This window comes from Pseudoalteromonas sp. 11L1 (assembly GCF_055397545.1).
Genome location: NZ_AP041141.1, coordinates 2,508,273 through 2,527,159, shown reverse-complemented (window position 1 = coordinate 2,527,159; position 18,887 = coordinate 2,508,273). Strand labels below are relative to the sequence as shown.

Annotated in this window: 17 protein-coding genes and 1 pseudogene; 17 read left to right on the top strand and 1 reads right to left on the bottom strand. The window is 39.8% G+C overall.

Annotation, left to right across the window (positions count from 1 at the left end; translation table 11 throughout):
• Window positions 1–9 precede the first annotated feature (9 nt).
• The 16 genes from ACZ5WS_RS11900 to ACZ5WS_RS11825 all read left to right on the top strand — a co-directional run bounded on the left by ACZ5WS_RS11900 (window position 10) and on the right by ACZ5WS_RS11825 (window position 17,685).
• On the top strand, window positions 10–1,191 hold the full coding sequence (locus tag ACZ5WS_RS11900) for a thiolase family protein (RefSeq protein WP_464708732.1): 1,182 nt from the start codon (window positions 10–12) through the stop codon (window positions 1,189–1,191).
• Window positions 1,192–1,263: 72 nt separating this feature from the next.
• Window positions 1,264–2,754, top strand: coding sequence for a CoA-acylating methylmalonate-semialdehyde dehydrogenase (locus ACZ5WS_RS11895; RefSeq protein WP_464708731.1), 1,491 nt, complete (start codon window positions 1,264–1,266; stop codon window positions 2,752–2,754).
• 119 nt (window positions 2,755–2,873) lie between these two features.
• A complete protein-coding gene (locus ACZ5WS_RS11890; RefSeq protein WP_008114688.1) occupies window positions 2,874–4,031 on the top strand; it encodes an acyl-CoA dehydrogenase family protein in 1,158 nt (385 codons plus the stop codon).
• A 10-nt stretch (window positions 4,032–4,041) separates the two neighbouring features.
• Window positions 4,042–4,821, top strand: coding sequence for an enoyl-CoA hydratase (locus ACZ5WS_RS11885; protein WP_036982737.1), 780 nt, complete (start codon window positions 4,042–4,044; stop codon window positions 4,819–4,821).
• Window positions 4,821–5,978, top strand: a complete 1,158-nt coding sequence (locus ACZ5WS_RS11880) for an enoyl-CoA hydratase/isomerase family protein (RefSeq protein WP_464708730.1) — start codon at window positions 4,821–4,823, stop codon at window positions 5,976–5,978. The genes ACZ5WS_RS11885 and ACZ5WS_RS11880 overlap by 1 nt, the downstream gene beginning before the upstream one ends.
• A 4-nt stretch (window positions 5,979–5,982) precedes the next feature.
• Entirely contained in the window at window positions 5,983–6,882 is a 900-nt protein-coding gene (gene mmsB / locus ACZ5WS_RS11875; RefSeq protein ID WP_075169250.1) for a 3-hydroxyisobutyrate dehydrogenase, read from the top strand.
• Between the two features lie 9 nt (window positions 6,883–6,891).
• Window positions 6,892–7,662: an SDR family oxidoreductase gene (locus ACZ5WS_RS11870; RefSeq protein WP_008114682.1), complete on the top strand. Its 771-nt coding sequence runs from the start codon at window positions 6,892–6,894 to the stop codon at window positions 7,660–7,662.
• A 352-nt stretch (window positions 7,663–8,014) separates the two neighbouring features.
• Complete coding sequence (locus ACZ5WS_RS11865; RefSeq protein ID WP_464708729.1) at window positions 8,015–8,854, top strand: HNH endonuclease; 840 nt, start codon at window positions 8,015–8,017, stop codon at window positions 8,852–8,854.
• 117 nt (window positions 8,855–8,971) lie between these two features.
• The gene (locus ACZ5WS_RS11860; RefSeq protein ID WP_464708728.1) at window positions 8,972–9,889 is read left to right on the top strand and encodes a hypothetical protein; all 918 of its coding nucleotides are present in this window, start codon (window positions 8,972–8,974) and stop codon (window positions 9,887–9,889) included.
• Window positions 9,890–10,215: 326 nt separating this feature from the next.
• Window positions 10,216–11,100 (top strand): CBS domain-containing protein, encoded by an 885-nt coding sequence (locus ACZ5WS_RS11855; RefSeq protein WP_464708727.1) that lies wholly within the window; start codon window positions 10,216–10,218, stop codon window positions 11,098–11,100.
• Window positions 11,101–11,445: 345 nt separating this feature from the next.
• On the top strand, window positions 11,446–11,796 hold the full coding sequence (locus tag ACZ5WS_RS11850) for a transposase (protein WP_464708726.1): 351 nt from the start codon (window positions 11,446–11,448) through the stop codon (window positions 11,794–11,796).
• A 320-nt stretch (window positions 11,797–12,116) separates the two neighbouring features.
• Window positions 12,117–12,932 (top strand): alpha/beta hydrolase family protein, encoded by an 816-nt coding sequence (locus ACZ5WS_RS11845; protein WP_464708725.1) that lies wholly within the window; start codon window positions 12,117–12,119, stop codon window positions 12,930–12,932.
• A 364-nt stretch (window positions 12,933–13,296) separates the two neighbouring features.
• Window positions 13,297–13,611 (top strand): DUF1330 domain-containing protein, encoded by a 315-nt coding sequence (locus ACZ5WS_RS11840; RefSeq protein ID WP_178956048.1) that lies wholly within the window; start codon window positions 13,297–13,299, stop codon window positions 13,609–13,611.
• Between the two features lie 79 nt (window positions 13,612–13,690).
• Window positions 13,691–14,980 (top strand): S41 family peptidase, encoded by a 1,290-nt coding sequence (locus ACZ5WS_RS11835; RefSeq protein ID WP_464708724.1) that lies wholly within the window; start codon window positions 13,691–13,693, stop codon window positions 14,978–14,980.
• Window positions 14,981–15,222: 242 nt separating this feature from the next.
• Complete coding sequence (locus tag ACZ5WS_RS11830; RefSeq protein WP_464708723.1) at window positions 15,223–16,686, top strand: serine hydrolase; 1,464 nt, start codon at window positions 15,223–15,225, stop codon at window positions 16,684–16,686.
• 450 nt (window positions 16,687–17,136) lie between these two features.
• Window positions 17,137–17,685 carry a cytochrome b gene (locus ACZ5WS_RS11825; protein ID WP_464708722.1) on the top strand — a complete coding sequence of 183 codons (549 nt, stop codon included), beginning with the start codon at window positions 17,137–17,139 and terminating at the stop codon, window positions 17,683–17,685.
• Between the two features lie 42 nt (window positions 17,686–17,727).
• Here the strand turns inward: ACZ5WS_RS11825 and ACZ5WS_RS11820 are convergent.
• Window positions 17,728–17,916, bottom strand: a pseudogene (locus ACZ5WS_RS11820) (methyl-accepting chemotaxis protein); the annotation flags it as partial.
• Between the two features lie 122 nt (window positions 17,917–18,038).
• On the opposite strand from ACZ5WS_RS11820, the gene ACZ5WS_RS11815 reads away from it, so the two are divergent.
• Window positions 18,039–18,884: a DUF417 family protein gene (locus ACZ5WS_RS11815; protein ID WP_464708721.1), complete on the top strand. Its 846-nt coding sequence runs from the start codon at window positions 18,039–18,041 to the stop codon at window positions 18,882–18,884.
• The last annotated feature ends 3 nt before the right edge of the window (window positions 18,885–18,887 follow it).

The window sequence follows — 18,887 nt, the reverse complement described above, 5'->3', positions numbered from 1 at the left end:
GAGCCTTTTATGTCTTTCGAAAGCGTTGTAATTGTAGCAGCAAAACGCACCCCAATGGGTGGATTTATGGGCGCACTAAGTGATGCGCAGTCTACTGAATTAGGTGCTACGGCCATTGCAGGCGCACTTGCTCAAACGGGTTTAAGCAATGATGCAATTGATGAAGTAATTATGGGCTGCGTATTACCAGCCGGTTTAGGCCAAGCGCCTGCGCGTCAAGCAATGCTTAAAGCAGGGCTTGCACTAAGCACCGGCGCTACCACTATTAATAAAGTTTGTGGCTCTGGATTAAAAGCAGCGATGTTAGCGAATGACCTTATTAAAGCAGGTTCTATTGAATCAGCAATCGCTGGTGGTATGGAAAGCATGACCAATGCACCTTACTTTATTCCTAAAGCCCGTGGCGGTATGCGTATGGGACATGGCGAAATTAAAGATCACATGATGAGTGATGGCTTAGAAGACGCCTACGACAATAAAGCAATGGGTTGCTTTGCTCAAGACACAGCCGATGAATACGGTATTGGTCGTGAGCAAATGGATACGTTTGCACTGGGTTCATTAAGTAAAGCAAATGCAGCCATAGACAATGGGTGGTTTGATAGCGAAATTACTCCGCACACTATTAAAACGCGTAAGGGTGACATCACCGTTTCAATTGATGAGCAACCTGGCAACGCACGACCTGAAAAAATTCCAAGCTTAAGAGCTGCATTTAAAAAAGACGGCACTATTACTGCCGCAAACTCATCGTCTATTTCAGATGGTGGTGCTGCGCTAATACTAATGAGCGAATCAAAAGCAAAAGCTGAGGGTTTAACACCACTTTGTAGAATTGTTGCTCACAGTACTCACTCTCAAAAACCAAGTGAATTTACCGTAGCCCCAGTGGGCGCAATGAACAGCGTTCTTGAAAAAGCTGGCTGGACAACCGCCGATGTTGATTTATGGGAAATTAATGAAGCGTTTGCCATGGTCACCATGCTGGCTATTAACGAATTAAAGCTCGATGAAAGCAAAGTAAACGTGAATGGTGGTGCGTGTGCACTAGGCCACCCAATTGGTGCTAGTGGCGCACGTATCTTAGTAACACTTATTCATGCGCTTAAAAACCGAGGCCTCAAAAAAGGCGTTGCGTCTTTGTGTATAGGTGGCGGTGAAGCCGTTGCTATGGCAGTCGAAGCACTTTAACTGATAACAAAGCCGCAGCAACTATAACAATCACAGCGCTGCGGAAATTAAATTGACTCAATAGGATTTATTATGCACCAAGTACCTTTACTAATTAACGGCGAGTTCGTTCAGTCAACGTCAAATGAATTAATTGATGTTGTAAACCCAGCTAATCAAGAAGTGCTCGCGCAAGTGCCATGCGCTACAGACGCAGAAATGGATGCGGCGATTGCATCAGCAAGCGAAACATTTAAAACATGGAAAGATGTGCCTATTACAGAGCGTGCGCGCATTATGATGAAATACGCGGCGCTATTAAAAGAAAACCATGATGAACTAGCCACTATAATTTGTCATGAGCTAGGCAAAACGTTTGAAGATGCAAAAGGTGATGTGTGGCGTGGTATTGAGGTAGTTGAACAAGCTGCTAATGCGCCGTCGTTAATGATGGGTGAAACCATGGAAAACGTAGCGCGTAAAATCGATACGTATTCTTACATGCAACCACTGGGTGTATGTGCAGGTATTACGCCATTTAACTTTCCAGCAATGATCCCATTGTGGATGTTCCCACTGGCAATTGTGTGTGGTAACACCTTTATTTTAAAACCCTCTGAGCAAGATCCACTTACTCCTATGCGCTTAGCTGAGCTATTTATTGAAGCCGGTGCACCTAAAGGCGTGTTACAAGTAGTACATGGTACAAAACCACAAGTTGACCGCTTATTAGAAGACAAAGCCGTTCGTGCTATTTCATTTGTGGGTTCATGTGGTGTAGGTGCATACATTTACTCTAAAGGCACACAAAACTTAAAACGTGTTCAGGCGTGTGTTGGCGCTAAAAACCACATGGTAATTATGCCTGATGCGAGTAAATCGCATGTTGTTAATAACCTTGTGGGTGCCTCTGTAGGTGCAGCAGGTCAGCGCTGTATGGGTATTTCTGTGGCTGTATTTGTTGGTCAAGCAAAAGACTGGGTTGATGAAATTAAAGCAGGCTTTGAAGGTGTACGCCCAGGTGTTTGGGATGATGCTGATGCGGCTTATGGCCCACAAACATCGCCTGCTGCAAAAGCACGTATTTTATCACTGATTGCTGATGGTAAAGCACAAGGCGCTATTTGTTTAATTGATGGCTCTGATTTTAGCGTTGAAGGTTACGAGCAAGGTAACTGGGTAGGTCCTACGTTATTTACTGATGTAACCAAAGATATGAACTTGTACAAAGAAGAGATTTTTGGCCCAGTATTGGCGTGTATGTTTGTTGATACCCTTGAAGAAGCCATTGCGCTTATTAACGAGAGCCCTTACGGCAACGGTACTTCATTATTCACCTCAAGTGGTGCGGCTGCGCGTAAATTCCAACACGAAATTGAAGTGGGTCAAGTGGGTATTAATGTGCCAATTCCTGTGCCATTACCATTTTTCTCGTTCACGGGTTGGAAAGGCTCATTCTACGGTGATACTCACACGTATGGTAAACAAGGTATTCGTTTTTACACAGAAACCAAAACCATTACTTCTCGCTGGTTTGAAGATGATATCGCTTCAGGTCCAAATATGAGTATTAATCTTAAGTAACATTTTAACCGCATAATCAATAAAAAAGAGGGGCACAACACACAATGTTGTCGCTCCTCACTAATAACTCCCTTTGTGGGATGCACCGACAACAAACAAAACACAACAAGAGGTCTACCATGGACTTTAACTTATCTGAAGACCAACAAGCTTTTGCGCAAACGGCGCGCCAATTCGCAGAATCTGAACTAGCACCACACGCTGCTAAGTGGGATCGCGAACATATTTTCCCAAAAGACACCATTAAAGCCGCTGGTGAGCTTGGTTTTTGTGGCTTATACACGCCTGAAGAAGCCGGTGGCTTAGGTTTATCTCGTTTAGATTCAAGCATTATTTTTGAACAACTTGCACTGGGTTGTACAGCTACCACGGCTATGCTGACCATTCATAATATGGCAACCTGGATGATCGCAAGCTTTGGTACCGATGCAGTAAAAGATAAATATGTTGAACAATTGGTAATGGGCGAGTTGTTAGCCTCTTACTGTTTAACTGAGCCAGGTTCTGGCTCTGATGCTGCCTCATTAAAAACTAAAGCAGTTCGTGATGGTGATGAGTATGTTATTAACGGCTCAAAAATGTTTATTTCAGGCGCCGGTGAAACAGAGATTTTAGTGGTAATGGCACGTACAGGGGCAGATGGCCCAAGTGGAATCTCAGCGTTTGTTGTACCAGCAGATGCCAAAGGTATTGAGTACGGCAAAGCAGAAGAAAAAATGGGTTGGAATGCCCAACCAACACGCTTAATCAGTTTTGAAGATGTACGAATTCCAGCAGCAAACTTGTTAGGCGCTGAGGGCGAAGGCTTTAAGTTTGCCATGCAAGGTTTAGATGGTGGCCGTATTAATATTGCCACTTGTTCTATTGGCACTGCACAAGCTGCATTAAATACTGCACGTGAGTATTTAAAAGAGCGTACCCAATTTGGTAAGCCATTGGCAGCATTTCAAGCGCTACAATTTAAAATTGCCGATATGAATACCGAGCTTGTAGCAGCACGCCAAATGGTACGACTCGCGGCGTTTAAACTTGATACTAACGACAGTGAAAAAACTACTTATTGTGCTATGGCTAAACGCTTTGCAACCGATGTTGGTTTTACTGTGTGTAACGATGCGCTGCAAATTCATGGTGGCTATGGTTACATAAAAGAGTACCCACTTGAACGCCATGTACGTGACGTACGTGTTCATCAAATTCTAGAAGGCACTAACGAAATTATGCGCGTAATTATTGCGCGTCGTATCTTAGCCGAATCAGCCAGCGAAGTTTTATAAGGAGATTAGTATGTCAAATCCTAGCATTGAGTTAACTATTGAAGGCCATGTAGCTATTTTAACTATGTCGAATCCGCCAGCGAATACCTGGACGAAAGACACTTTAGTGGCGCTTAAAGACACAGTTAATCAGCTCAACACTAATAAAAATATTTATGCATTAGTACTGACTGGTGAAGGCGAGAAGTTTTTTAGCGCCGGTGCCGACCTAAATGTATTTGCCAGTGGCGACAAAGGTGTCGCCGCAGATATGTCATGTGTATTTGGTGAAGCGTTTGAAGCGCTAACTAATTTTAGAGGCGTGTCGGTTGCAGCCATTAATGGCTATGCAATGGGTGGCGGGCTTGAAGTAGCGCTTGCTTGTGATATTCGTATTGCCGAAGAGCAAGCACAAATGGCATTGCCTGAAGCAAAAGTGGGTTTATTACCCTGTGCTGGTGGAACGCAAAACTTAGCATGGCTCGTAGGTGAAGGCTGGGCAAAACGCATGATTTTATGCGGTGAGCGCTTAAAAGCCGATAAAGCGCTACAAATTGGCTTAGTGGAAGAAGTGGTTGCACAAGGTGAAAGCTTTGCAGCAGCACTAAAACTAGCAAACCAAGTAGCAGAGCAAAGCCCATCGTCGGTTGCTGCATGTAAAACATTGATTCAAAAAGGGCGTCATCAGCCAATGGCGAATGCATTGCCACTGGAGCGAGAGCTGTTTGTTGGTTTATTTGATACCGAAGATCAGCAAGAGGGCGTGAACGCCTTTTTAGAAAAACGCAAAGCTAATTGGGTGAATGGCTAATGAGTGAATTAACCCGTTTAAATTCAGCTGATGCTGCCGTGGTATTTGAAACGGCAACCACAGACAATGGCCGACTCATTGGTTTTGCTACGCTTAACGCGCCTAAGTCATTAAACGCGTTAAATTTTGAGATGATCAGCTTACTCGAGCCACAACTACAGCAATGGGACAAAGACGATAACATTGCATTAGTGGTTCTTAAAGGCGCAGATGAAAAAGCATTTTGTGCCGGTGGCGATGTAGTGAGCTTACACAAAGCAATGAGTGAGGGTAAACCGAGCTCACTGGTTGAAGAGTTTTTTACTCAAGAGTATCAGCTGGATTACCTAATTCATTGCTACAACAAACCCATTTTAGTCTGGGGTAACGGTATTGTAATGGGCGGCGGTTTAGGTTTAATGGCCGGTGCCAGTCATCGTGTTGTTACTGAAACATCACGCATTGCCATGCCAGAGCAAACCATTGGGCTTTACCCTGATGTAGGTGGCAGTTATTTTTTACATAAAATGCCTGCTCATGTTGGTTTGTTTTTAGGGCTGACCTCGGCATCAATAAATTGTGAAGACGCTAAGCTTGTATCGCTTGCCGATCACTTTGTAAATGCCGATAAATACCCAGAGCTTGTTGAAGCGTTACTCAATACTAAATGGGGTAAAACAGCAAGTTTAAACCACGACAAGCTAAGTAACTTGCTTATTGAGTTAGATAACAACTCTAGCCGTATGCCTAAAGGCAATTTAAAAGCCAACTTATCGCTAATTCAAAAGTTAGGCGACTTTGACACGTTACAGCAGCAGGTAGATTACATTTTAAACCTAACCACAGATGACAAATGGCTACAACGTGCACAAAAATCGTTGGCGCATGGTTGTCCATTAAGTTGTGCTTTAGTGAGTGAGCAGCTTAAACACAGCAAAGGCAAAAACTTAGCTGACTGTTTTAAAATGGAATTAGGCATGTCGGTTCGTGCTGGCGAAGTGGGCGAGTTTCAAGAGGGTGTACGTGCCTTACTAATCGATAAAGACGGTACGCCACAGTGGCAGTTTAAAACCTTAGCTAATGTGCCAAGCGAAGTAGTAGAGAGCTTTTTTGCAAATCGCTTTGGCGAGCAACATCCGCTAGAGCCGTACTTTTCACAACTAAATTTACAAGGGTAAAGCGATGAGTAAACTTAATATAGGATTTATTGGTTTAGGTAACATGGGCGGCCCAATGGCAGCAAACTTAGTTAAAGCAGGCCACAGTGTGCGCGTTTTTGACTTAAGTGCAGAGGCCGTTAAAGAGCTTGTGAATCATGGGGCTAGTGCGGCGCAAAGCGCAAGTGACTGTGCGCACGAGGCTGATGTGCTAATTAGCATGCTACCGGCAAGCAAACATGTTAAATCACTTTATTTAGGCACAGACGAGCAATCGGGTTTAATTAAAGTACTAAGTAAAAGCACTTTAGTGATTGATTGTTCAACCATAGATGCACAATCAGCTCGTGATGTAGGCCATGCCCTTGGCGAGCAAGGCATTGCGTTTGTTGATGCACCTGTATCGGGTGGTGTAGCAGGCGCAACAGCGGGCACGTTAACCTTTATTGTGGGTGGTGAGCAAGCTGCATTCGATAAAGCCAATACTGTATTAGTCGATATGGGTAAAAACATATTCCATGCTGGTGATATTGGCGCAGGGCAAGTTGCTAAAATATGTAACAATATGCTGTTGAGTATTTTAATGGCAGGCACCAGTGAAGCCATTCAAATGGGAATTAATAACGGCCTCGACGCAAAAGTACTCAGCGACATAATGAGCGCAAGCTCGGGTCGTAACTGGACGTTAGAACTTTATAACCCCTGCCCAGGTGTTATGGAAACCGCACCAGCTAGTAACGACTATAAACCTGGCTTTATGGTCGATTTAATGGCTAAAGACTTAGGCCTTGCTATGGAAGCAGCGCAGCAAAGTAATTCACTAACGCCAATGGGCTCAATGGCTAAAAATTTATACACTATGATGCAGCACCAAGGTGCAGGCAGTGATGATTTTAGTGCCATTTTTAAATTGTTTTCGAAGTAGGAAAGTATTGTGGAAATAAAAAATAATACCGTAGTTATTACCGGTGGCGCACAAGGCTTAGGTTTTGCAATGGCGCAAAAGTTTGCCTTAATGGGCGCTAATATTGCCTTAATTGATATGGCGCAAGCCCAATTAAATGAAGCAACCGAGCAGTTATCTGCATTAGCAGGCGTAACAGGCACTATTAAAGGCTACAGCGCTAATGTAACCGTTGAGAGCGAAGTTGAAGATGTATTTAATACCATTAACAGTGACTTTGGTCACATTGGGGTATTAATTAATAACGCCGGCATTTTACGCGATGGCATGTTTATAAAAGCTAAAGACGGCAAAGTGGTTAAAAAAATGTCGCTTGATCAATTTCAATCAGTGATTGACGTTAACCTAACAGGCGTATTTTTAGCAGGGCGCGAAGCGGCTAGCCACATGATTGAATCAGGCAAAGGCGGCGTAATTGTAAACATGTCGAGCGTAGCGCGTGCGGGTAATATTGGCCAAACTAACTATGCTGCCTCAAAAGCAGGTGTTGTGGCACTAACCACTACATGGGCTAAAGAGCTTGGCCGTTTTGGTATTCGCGTTGGCGCCATTGCCCCGGGTGTTATTAGCACCGCCATGACAGATGTAATGAAGCCCGAAGCTAAACAGCGCATGCTTGCTGTAACACCCGTAGGGCGCTTAGGTGAAACCGCTGAAATAGCCCATACTGCTCAGTATATTATCGAAAACGACTTTTTCACTGGCCGTGTAGTAGAGATAGACGGCGGCATACGTTTATAACTTTGTTAGATCTAGTTTAATTATTGAAAGCACAGCTCTTTTGGCTGTGCTTTTTTGTTTTAAATCGCACCATTATAATTTAATCATGGTTAGAAACAGGGGTTTCATAAACGATATTCAAATAAAAAAGGACACTGTATATATAGACAGTTAATGGTGTTTTTTCCAATAACATTATTAAAAGTCGTTTTGGTATATTTTAACATCGATAATTTTATAACTTGCGTAATAACTTGTTTACATTGAGGTTATTTAGTGGAATTATTGAGCCATGTTAATATACGCCGTTTTGGGGTTTTATAACCCCCAAAAGTGGTGTTCAATAAGCTGTTACAAGGCATAAGGAAGTGTGGTGTTTGAAATAGGAAAAGAATACAAACGCAAACTTGATATACACGGCAAATATGGTGGTCAAGGTGGCGGCGGTATTTCAACCCCGAAAAATTTTCCAGTCGTTTTTATATTCACTTCTCAATCTGGAGAAGAACATGGATATAGAGATGAATATAGGAATGATGGGGTTTTCTGGTATACCGGCGAAGGCCAAACTGGCGACATGAAAATGGTAGTTGGTAATAAGGCTATTCGTGATCACAAAGAAAACAACAAAACAATTCACGTCTTTGAATCAACTAAAAAAAGTTATGTACGTTACTTAGGTACTGCTGAATGTCTAGGATTTCACGAAGAAGTTCGGCCAGACACAAATGGAGATGAAAGAAATGCATTCATCTTTCACCTTGATATAAACTCCATCGAAGCTGAAAACGAGATTAATGAACCAAGATCAGATTACGATTCTGGGAAAAAGAATGATGTTAAAACACTGAAGAATAAGAGCTTAAAAGAATTAAGGAAAGCCGCTTTACATAAAGCTCCTAGTAATTCAAAACCTAAAGAAAAAAGAGAGTCTGCTCATTATCGCTCTGAAGCTCTTAAACTTTATTTACTAGCTCGCTCAAAAGGAATTTGTGAAGGCTGTAATGCAGAGGCTCCGTTTAAAACAAGGAAAGGACCTTTCTTAGAGTGCCATCATGTGCATAGGCTGGCTGATGGCGGGCCTGATCATCCTAAAAACGTAGTAGCTCTTTGCCCCAATTGCCACCGTCGAGCACACCATGCTATCGACTCAACAGCGTACAATGAAAAGCTAAAGTTAGTAGCTTCATCGGCCGAAGAAAATGCCATGTAAGAAGTCATTAAAGCAGGACAAAAAACAGTTGTTTTTTGCTCGTGCCTCGCTTATTTTAACCAACTATTTTATAGCCTCTTAATGAGGCGTTAAATTTCCGCAAGCTGTGGAGTATATATGGAAGAGAATAAACACCTTATAGCTTTTGCTTTACATTCAAATAGCTGGCTTTATGGGGTAGGTTCAAAAGAACAACTAGAGGCACAGTCTACACAAGTGTTGCCAGAGGATTTTACAGCAGCAATGAAGGGTAAAGTATATTGCCCTGTTTGTACAACTCCGTTATCTAGAACCCCAGACCTAAAAAATATAACAACCAATGCTATAACTGCCCATTACAAGCACAAGCCGTCTTTTTCTCATGTTAATTGCCGCCTAAAAGTTCAAAAAAAGCAGGGGCAACTGTATAAGAATGAAGAAGAAGCAAAAAAAGCAATTGAAAATGAAGAGTTAGTTATTGTCTCTAGCTGGCAGCTTGATCCACCAGTAATCTCAGATGAAGACGACAAGCTAAAGGAATATGAACGTACGCCTGTCGAAGATGAAAATGGTCCTGAAACTGATGTTGTAATAGGTCGCCACAATGGAGAAGAGTTTAAGCTGCCAAGTAAAATAAAGAATATTGGTGCGCTTTGTAGGAACTTCGATAAAAATGTTCATCGAGCATATATTCTACCAGAATCAAAAAACTTGAGAATTCTGAGAGATGCTCTTAACCCTACAAGCATAGTTGTTGATGGCTTTGATAAGTTACCTCGATTATTTTTTGCGAAAATTTCAAACTATAGAAGATTGACATATCGCAATATCATTTACGTCGAAACCCCTAACTTCGAAGAGTTTAAGTTATATACTTACCCCAAATTTGATGAGAGAAAGAACATTGATTCTACGAAAATTGGACGATATATACTGTTCCATTCAGACATAGGATGGGAGGGTGTGGATACCCCTAAAAGCTTCTTGGATGCATGGGGGCAGTATGGGTTACTTCCAGAAAAATATGAAAAGTACCTTCCTAAAAAAGAAACTTAACAAGTGCCTGTACCAAAACCAAAGGGGGCACCCATAGAAACAAATAAACATGACACCCATTTTAATTCGTTTTCACTTCAAATCTAGGTGGCTGTATTTATATACAGTGTTGGTGTTTTCCCTCCTAAGTCAAGAAATGGTGATGTTTTCTTCTTTTTTGTAGATTATTTAAATAACAGCATGACTTAAAATTTAAAGCTGGCAATGTGTTACAGGTTTTGTTACTAATATTAAAATAATAAAGAGGACGCGCATTGCATGAAAATAAGAAAGTGTCCTTTGATAAAGTTGTTATGCTGCTTTATTAAATTCAAAGGTTTTATCAAATGGGTTATCAACTGTGGATGTCACCAATAACGGGTTATCGCAGAAACGGCACTCGTTTTAGTGCATTGAAAAAGATATTTATCGATAGCGTCACAGTTCGAGATATATACGAGCCTTTGCTTTGTTGTCATGTAGATGATTCATCTGGTCATGTTAAAGAGACACTAATGAGCCGGCAGTTTGATACTGCGGGGGTGATTGATAAAAATCAAAAGGTCATTGGTTATGTAAACTCATCTGATCTAAAGGATGGCAGCATAAGTCAATATCGGATGGACATTAAACTTGAACAAGTCATATCAGATTCTACTCCTTTAGCCAACCTTCTAACTGTCCTTCAAGCGAGTGATTTCCTTTATGTTAATCATGGAGCGAACATAGTCGGCATAATTACAAAAGCAGACTTAAATAAGCCTCCTGTACGAATATATGTTTTTGGAATGTTATCTCTCTTTGAAATGCATTTGAACTCATGGATTCGTTATGAATATCCAGATAATGCTTGGCAAGAACGCATATCAGAACAGAGAGTGGCCAAAGCTCAAGAAACTTACGAGCTACGTAAGCAAAATAACCAAGATCTATCTCTCTTAGATTGCTTACAATTAGCAGATAAGCGCGACTTATTAGCAAAGTCCAAAGAGTTTATAGAGCGTTTTGGTTTTAATAAGAAGGGCGTTGAGCGTTTTATAAGATATGTGGAGCGAATCCGTAATGAAATAGCACATAGCCAAGACTCAATTATCGCTAGTCTTCCTTGGGATAGTTTTGTGGATGTTTTGGAAGGTGTAGATAGCTTCCTTACAAAATCAGACCAACTGATCGAAACTGAAGCAAAGGCTGGTGCGGCCGATTTTGTAGAATATCTGACAACAACAGCATAACAAAGCATTTAAACCAAAGGGGTCACCCATTAGAAAGTTTCGGTCAAGCAGGCAGCTGTGTTTCCTTGATCTTTTTATTCAAAAAACCAAAGGGGTCAAATCTTGACTTCAGACATCAAAGAGTGAACTGTACAAGCATTGGTTAGCATACAAAGATTGATGACCTAGAAGTTCATTCAATTTAATTAACGGTTTATTACATTTAAAACACGTTAATTCTTTAAAAACGGTAATTTAAGGTTGCCGTTTTTTTATGCCTACTATTTATCAATCAAAGGGGTCAAGTCTTGACTTCAGATATCAAAGGTCTAGATTTAAAGTCTACAGCTTATTAAGTGAATCGCTATGTCTAGGCCGCTGCGAATAGAGTTCGAGAACGCATTTTATCATGTGATGAACCGCGGAAGAGGACGCGAAAATACCTTTTTGAGTGATGACGACTTTAAATATTTTTTATATTGCATTGACCAAGCAAGCCTTCGCTTTAATATTGAAGTTCATTCATATTGTTTAATGACCAATCATTACCACCTACTAATCAAAACCCCTGATGCAAATTTAGGCCGAGCCATGAAGCATATTAATGGCCTTTATACTCAATACTTTAATCGAACACATAATACAGATGGTGCGTTGTTTAGAGGGCGCTACAAAGCGGTGCTTGTGGATGCAGATAACTATTTATTGCATGTTTAGTCGGTATATTCACCGTCACCCAATTGAAACGAGTAACCCTTTGGTAGAAGAGCTTGTTAAATATAAGTGGTCTAGCTTTACTTAGCATGACTAAGAAAGTTCTTGGATCGATAATTTTTTTACCCTAAATAAAAGCCACTCAGACACTTGTAATCCCCTTCAAAACGCCGATTAAAAATATCAAACACTTCTTTATATGTTGCGTAAGAGTACAGTAATTGATTGAACCAAAATAGGAACTCAGCTATGGTTTGTTTATAAATAAAAACAAATAAAAAACGAGTTAATCTACAGGCTCGTTGGTCCCACAAGAGGAAGACATGCGTATTATATTTATATTGATAACTTTATTTTCGAGCGTATCAAGTGCGCAAGACTTTTTTGTTAAGGAAGTGAGGTTCAAAAACATTGTTGCCAATCTCTATCTTCCTAATACCTCAGAAAAAGTTCCTGTGGTTATTGCAATCGGTGGTTCTGAGGGAGGAATCAGCACAGGTGATGCCAATGGTAAAATGATTGCACCACATGGGATCGCTGTATTAGGGCTCGCCTACTTTAAAGAAAAAGGGATTGCTCAGACACTAGATCAAATACCCTTAGAATATTTTTTAAGTGCAATTGATTATCTTGAGACTGTTTCTTCAATAGATTCGTCAAAAATTGGTTTTATTGGTGGTTCTAGGGGAGCTGAATTAGCGCTTTTATTAGCATCGAAGGAACCACGCATAAAATCTGTTGTAGCGACAACTCCAAGCAAAGTAGCTTGGTACGGAATGACTACAGCAAGGTCAGCGTGGACATTTAACGGAAAAGATATTCCTGCTTTAAGCTTGGAACTTGATGAAAAGGCTCCTTTACTTAATCGATTTGAAGTTGCTTTAGAAAATAAAGACAATGTAGCAAACTCATTATTCTCTTTCGAAAAAATAAATGGTCCAATATTGCTGATTTCAGCAAAAAACGATCAAGTTTGGCCTTCATTTCAAATGTCGAACGAGATAGAGGAATACCTTAAAAAACATAATTTCAAACATTCCGTCACACACAACGCATATCCGACAGGTCATGGTTTTAGTCAAGAGACAGCGCCTGAAATAAAACAGTCAATAATTGACCATTTCATGCGTACTTTATAGTGCTAACATATATGAACCTTAACCGAGTCAATGGACTAGTTTTTTTACCGTTTTCATAAATTGACGTTTAATTCTAAATCAAAAAACAATTCGTTTGCTTCGTCTGTTAAGTAAGTAGCTTACAGCAAATTATGGATTCATGTTACTGTAAAAGTTCATTGAGCTGTCTCCTATAAGGTTGGTTGCCCTTTCATCGTAGTTGAATAATCGCGATGCAGGGGAGGAGGCTTAATGAGAATCAAGCCATTACAACAGGACAAAAAATTGTTGGCTTTTCTCCTTCGTCACTTATTTAAATCAACTAAATTTGCCTATTATTTGGGCGTGATGGATTAGTTTAGTCTTTAACATAATAGGTTACAAAATGTATGAATTTTTAGTTGGCTTGGAAGTTTCGGACAATGGCGCGTATTCAGACTATCGAGCGGCTATGGCACCTATTCTTAGTGCTTTTGGTGGCGGTTTCGGTTTTGATTTTGTAGTTTCGGAGGTTCTTCTTTCAAAAGTTGATACTCCTATTAATCGAGTTTTTACAATTCATTTCCCAAATAAAACCATCTCAGAAAACTTCTTTTCCGATCCTGAATATTTAAAAGTAAAAGCTCAATTCTTTGACGTGTCTGTATCTCACGTAACAATCATTGCGGGCTATGAAAAAGACTCTCAAAATATCATCTAAAAAAATATTCTTACTTTGTATTTAAACCTTTATAACAGTTTTTGCGACTAAGTTTTAAAGCAAATAATAAAGGTTTTGTATGAACTACTTTAAGCAGGTTTTAAATATAGCATTATTGGTATTAGTTAGCTTTGCGGGTATTAAGCCCGTGCAAGCTACTAACTTACCTTTTGAACAAATAATCACACCTCAACAAGCAAAGCGAGATATTGCGCAGTGGTCACAATGGCTGCACAGTACGCACCCTGATTTAAAACACAGTGTGGCCGACATTGATGCTTTTTACTTGCAACTAAATACTATAACCGCAGCTATTACCGATGAACTTAGCGTGCGGGAATTATGGGCCCGTTTAGCGGTATTAAATTCAACATTGGCTGATGGACATTTAAAAGTAGGGCATGCTTCTACGTCGCAATGGCGTAAATGGGTCAATGGTGGCTTGGGGCTTTTTCCATTTGAAGTTGCGATTGTAAACCAGCAACTTTATATAAAATCTAACACGGGCGGTACCAAGAGTGGCTATGCTGAGCAGCAAATAAAGGCGATTAATGGCGTGCCATATGAGCAAGTCGTAGCTCAGTTATTACGCCGCACACATGGTGATACTGATGAATTTAGACAGGAAGTATTAGCACGTCAATTTCATCGTTTATTATATTTAACGTTTGGTTACTCAGAACAATTTAGCATTACCTTAGCAGATGAAGAGCTCACGCTAGCTGCGAGCAAAACTTTGCCACAAAGCATGGTTGAACGCTCATTTGTAGATACTTTTAATGTTGAGTACACAGGTGAGACGGCAACCCTTACAGTTAATTCATTTTCATGGCCTGATTTTAAGCAATACCTTGCCTTTATGGACGCCACTTTTACTCAGCTAACAGAAAAAAACATAAAGCACCTAATAATTGATATCAGTAATAATGGCGGTGGCGATGATGACTTTTGGATGGCAGGAATTATGCGTTATATAACGGATGTACCATATCGTCACTTTTCCCATTATCGCTCTAAGGTGTTGTTAAAGTATCGTGATCCAGGCCAAATAGTAGGTGAAATTGAGTCTGGTGAAAACACTCGTTTTATACAGCCAGAACCTGATCTTGCTAACTTTTTTACCGGGGATGTTGCTGTAAAAATAGGGGCTTACACTTATTCGTCAGCAATTGTGTTTGCTAACACCCTACAAGATTTTTCAATTGCGCCATTGGTTGGCGAAGACACAACAGGAAGAAGCACTCAAACTGGGGGGATCCAGTTTTTAAACTTAATACATAGTAATTTGCAGATGGTCAGCCCGCGCTTTATTTTGACAAGGCCAAATGGTGAGCTGCAAATGACTGGCGTTAAAGTTTCTTCGTTGTGACGCTTAAACACCGAGAACTGATATTAGCATTTTGTTCGTTCACTAAAGTGGCTGTCGCTTTAAAACATTGCTTAGTATAAAAATCTAAGCAATTGTCTTTAATGCGTATTTTGCTAAACTATAAGCGCTGATACTCGAGTATAAATGTATAACTAACTTCGAGCCATATATTTACCTTTGAATATTTTTATTTATAAAAGGTATTCTATCTAAACTATTACAATTAAGGAAAACGCGTTCCAATGTTTAGGAAAAACATTCGTTGCAGCTTACACATTTTATCATTAAGCACATTATTACTTACCAGCCTACTACCACAGGTAAAGGCCGATGAAATAGATGACTTTTTACTAGAGAAAATGCGCACAGCTAATATTCCAGGATTACAACTGGCAATCGTGAAAGACAATAGGCTGATAAAAAAAGCCAGTTACGGCCTGTCGAACTTACAAGACCAGGTCACGGTACAAAACCATACCCCTTTTCCTATTTTTTCGATGACTAAAGCTTTTACTGGCGTTGCAATTATGCAACTTGCCGCTGAAAACAAGTTATCGGTTAACGATCCGATTTCTAAGCATTTAGATGATTTGCCTAAAGCATGGCAACCGCTGACTATCCGTCAGCTGCTAAGCCATACTTCTGGTTTACCTAAAATATTAAATGGTCATTGGGTTGATTTAATTTCTAATGGTCAGCCAGATCCTGCGTGGCAAGAAGTACTTACTTTACCAATGCGTTATGAAACCAATAGCCGCTTTGAGTACAACCAAACAGGTTACATTTTGTTAGGTAAAATTATTGATAAGTTATCGGGTCAGCCTTTTTCAAATTATATTCAGAAAAATCAGTTGGCTAAACTAGATATGCCTATAACTTTGGCTGCAGGTTTTGCTCATACTGAATCTATTGTCCCTAATCAAGCTCGTCCTTACGTTACTGGCAATCAAGGAAAGCTAAAGACGGTACAAATAACTTTCGACCCATTCTTTAGAACTGCGGCGGGTATGAGTGCTACCGCAACTGAGCTTGCTAATTACGCGATAGCGCTTCAACAACGAAAACTCCTTGATGAGAAGTACCTTAAAGAAATGTGGTCACCAACGCGTTTAAAGAGTGGTCAAACTGCAGGTTTTAGCAATTTAGAAAATGGTTACGCTCTAGGTTGGCAAACAATTGGACGAGAGCAGCATCCAGCAGTAAGTGCCAGTGGTGGTGATGCTAATTCAATGGTGATTTATCCAAAAGATAACTTAACCATCATTGTATTAACTAATAAGCTAGGAAGCTTGCCAATATTCTTTATTGATGAAATTGCTGGCTTTTATTACCCTGAGATGAAAGCTGAAAATGGTTGGGGGTTGTCACAAGACTTATTCAAACTTTTCCAAGGGATTAAAAAACAGGGCTTTAATCAAGCCATCACTTTAGCGGATGAGATGAAAGTAAGTGCAGCGTTTGATGTGCAAGAAATTAATCTTTTGGGCTATCGCTATGTGGCTAAAAATGAACTAGCAAAGGCATTAGAGATATTTAAGCTAAATGTTCATTTGTTTCCCGACAATGCAAATGCTTATGATAGTTTAGGTGAAACCTATGCTGCACTTGGAAATAAACCAGAAGCGATAGCTAATTACGAAAAAGTACTCGTATTTTTGCCGAATAATCAACATGCCCTTAAGCAGCTGGCTCGGTTGAAACAATAACCTAACAAAGCGTAGACAATAAATAAAATCGCGCTAAGGCAACTACCGTACTTCGCGCGCTTTTAAAAACTATGCTGGTCGAACTATATGCCGTAAATCTTTACTTCAGACATCAAAAGCGCAATCTGTAAAAGTATTAGTTACTCAAAGCCAGACGACCTCATTGTTCTTATATTTACTGCTGTTTATTACTTTTAAAACACGTTAATTGTTTAAAACGGTAACTTAAGGTTGCCGTTTTTTTATGCCTACTATTTAAGTTTATTTTAAGCTTGCTCAGTTATTGTAACTAATACTTAAATTCCAGAATCATTAAACCATGCATCTGTGTTACTAACTCATTTTATGTTTCAGATCATTAAACAGAGGATGATTAAAGGTTAGCCTGAAAACATGTACTCATACGCATAAGTGAGCTTTTAACTTTAATGCGTTTAATTAGGAGGTATTATGAATTTTAAAAATACAGATACTCATTACAATACACTCTCTGTTGCTTTGCATTGGTTGATGTTTATTTTAATTGTGACTGTGTACGGCAGTATTGAACTTCGTGAATTATTTGAAAAGGGTACCGAAACCCGTGATGCCTTTAAAATGTGGCACTTTATGTTGGGTTTATCGGTGCTAGCTTTAGTTAGTGTGAGGGTAGTTGCGCGTTTAGTGGGTGGTGCAGCACCTGCTATACAACCTGAGCCTGCGAAATGGCAAAATAAGTTAGCTACATTTGTTCATACTGCGCTGTATGTGTTTATGTTTGCTATGCCTATAGCTGGTTGGTTAATTTTGAGTTTAGCAGGTAAACCCATCCCGTTTTTTGGTTTAGAATTACCTGCTTTGGCTGCTCAAAACAATGAGCTTGCTAAAAGTATTAAAGAGATACATGAAACCGCAGGGGAAGTGGGGTATTACGTAATAGGCTTACATGCGGCTGCGGCTTTGTTTCATCATTATGTTTTAACTGATAATACGGTATCGCGAATGCGTTTACCTAAATAATAAAAAAGTTAACAGTAAAAAGGGAGACAGAGTCTCCCTTTTTTAATGTTTAATACTCTTAAACCCAATTCTAAACCCACCCCAATGTTTACCATTTACATATAATTGGCACCGATAGATCATGCAATATCTCGCCGGTATCGCGCTTATAGGTTTGTAATAAAAGCTCTTAGTATTGCTACCGCAGCGAATGCCTGTGGGGTCATTAAAAATTTGCTTAGTGCGATTATTATTTATAGTCAAATGGATAAAATCTTGTCTGCAGATATTTTATAAAATCATTTAGCGTTAGTTGAATTGTTTTTTGTAAAAATATGGTCTTTGTTAGTCATTAAAGATTTAAAGGGCACACAATGAACTTAACATATGCAAATAACGCAATTACCTTTCTACTTGCACTTAGTTTTATACTACTTGGTGTATCGTTTGCGCTCGGTGCAAATCCAAACACACTAATAGCGACATTTAGCTTTTACGAGCTCGATAGCGTATTAAATACTAATACGCTAGGTCTACTAAGTGGTACAGCCATGATTATGTTAGTGGTAGTAACCCTATTGGCACACTTTAAATTAATACAGCCAACCTCAGCATTTATGCTAGCGCTTGTTGTTAGCATTGTGCCTTTACTAACCTTATTAGCAAGTAATCGCTGGATGACTCAGTTAGGGGGCTTTCCTATTATTGGCAGTGGGCAGGGAATAATTAAATACTTTGCTGTAGTGCCTTTATACTTATTTTTATTTTATAAAAATAAGATGAGCGACAAACAGCATGTCCTTTTAAACTTTATTCCTATGGCTATGGTTTTGCTATGGATTGGCGGTATGAAATTTTACGATTTTGAAGCTAAGGCCATTGTAGGCTTAGTCGAAACCTCGCCTTTTATGTCTTGGTTATATAGTTTATTTAGCGTACAAGGTGCGTCGAACGTGATTGGTGGGTTTGATGTATTATTTGCGCTACTACTAGGCGCTGGTATTTTATTAAATAATAAAAAACTAATTATAGTTAGTGGTTTAGCATGCTTGAGCGTTTTTTTAATGACCCAAACGTTTTTACTGTATGCCCCTAACGCATTTAGCTCAAGTACGCTGTTGGCGCGGTTAGGGCAATTTGTAATTAAAGATTTATGGTATGTGGGAAATTTAATTGTTATTGCCACTTTAATGCTCTCTAAACCAGCTAAACATAGTTAAAGC

Excerpts from the sequence above, each read along its gene's own strand:
- ACZ5WS_RS11900 (WP_464708732.1), top strand. The coding sequence starts at position 10 with ATGTCTTTCGAAAGCGTTGTAATTGTAGCAGCAAAACGCACCCCAATG.
- ACZ5WS_RS11895 (WP_464708731.1), top strand. The coding sequence starts at position 1,264 with ATGCACCAAGTACCTTTACTAATTAACGGCGAGTTCGTTCAGTCAACG.
- ACZ5WS_RS11890 (WP_008114688.1), top strand. The coding sequence starts at position 2,874 with ATGGACTTTAACTTATCTGAAGACCAACAAGCTTTTGCGCAAACGGCG.
- ACZ5WS_RS11885 (WP_036982737.1), top strand. The coding sequence starts at position 4,042 with ATGTCAAATCCTAGCATTGAGTTAACTATTGAAGGCCATGTAGCTATT.
- ACZ5WS_RS11880 (WP_464708730.1), top strand. The coding sequence starts at position 4,821 with ATGAGTGAATTAACCCGTTTAAATTCAGCTGATGCTGCCGTGGTATTT.
- mmsB (WP_075169250.1), top strand. The coding sequence starts at position 5,983 with ATGAGTAAACTTAATATAGGATTTATTGGTTTAGGTAACATGGGCGGC.
- ACZ5WS_RS11860 (WP_464708728.1), top strand. The coding sequence starts at position 8,972 with ATGGAAGAGAATAAACACCTTATAGCTTTTGCTTTACATTCAAATAGC.
- ACZ5WS_RS11855 (WP_464708727.1), top strand. The coding sequence starts at position 10,216 with ATGGGTTATCAACTGTGGATGTCACCAATAACGGGTTATCGCAGAAAC.
- ACZ5WS_RS11850 (WP_464708726.1), top strand. The coding sequence starts at position 11,446 with ATGTCTAGGCCGCTGCGAATAGAGTTCGAGAACGCATTTTATCATGTG.
- ACZ5WS_RS11845 (WP_464708725.1), top strand. The coding sequence starts at position 12,117 with ATGCGTATTATATTTATATTGATAACTTTATTTTCGAGCGTATCAAGT.
- ACZ5WS_RS11840 (WP_178956048.1), top strand. The coding sequence starts at position 13,297 with ATGTATGAATTTTTAGTTGGCTTGGAAGTTTCGGACAATGGCGCGTAT.
- ACZ5WS_RS11835 (WP_464708724.1), top strand. The coding sequence starts at position 13,691 with ATGAACTACTTTAAGCAGGTTTTAAATATAGCATTATTGGTATTAGTT.
- ACZ5WS_RS11830 (WP_464708723.1), top strand. The coding sequence starts at position 15,223 with ATGTTTAGGAAAAACATTCGTTGCAGCTTACACATTTTATCATTAAGC.
- ACZ5WS_RS11825 (WP_464708722.1), top strand. The coding sequence starts at position 17,137 with ATGAATTTTAAAAATACAGATACTCATTACAATACACTCTCTGTTGCT.
- ACZ5WS_RS11815 (WP_464708721.1), top strand. The coding sequence starts at position 18,039 with ATGAACTTAACATATGCAAATAACGCAATTACCTTTCTACTTGCACTT.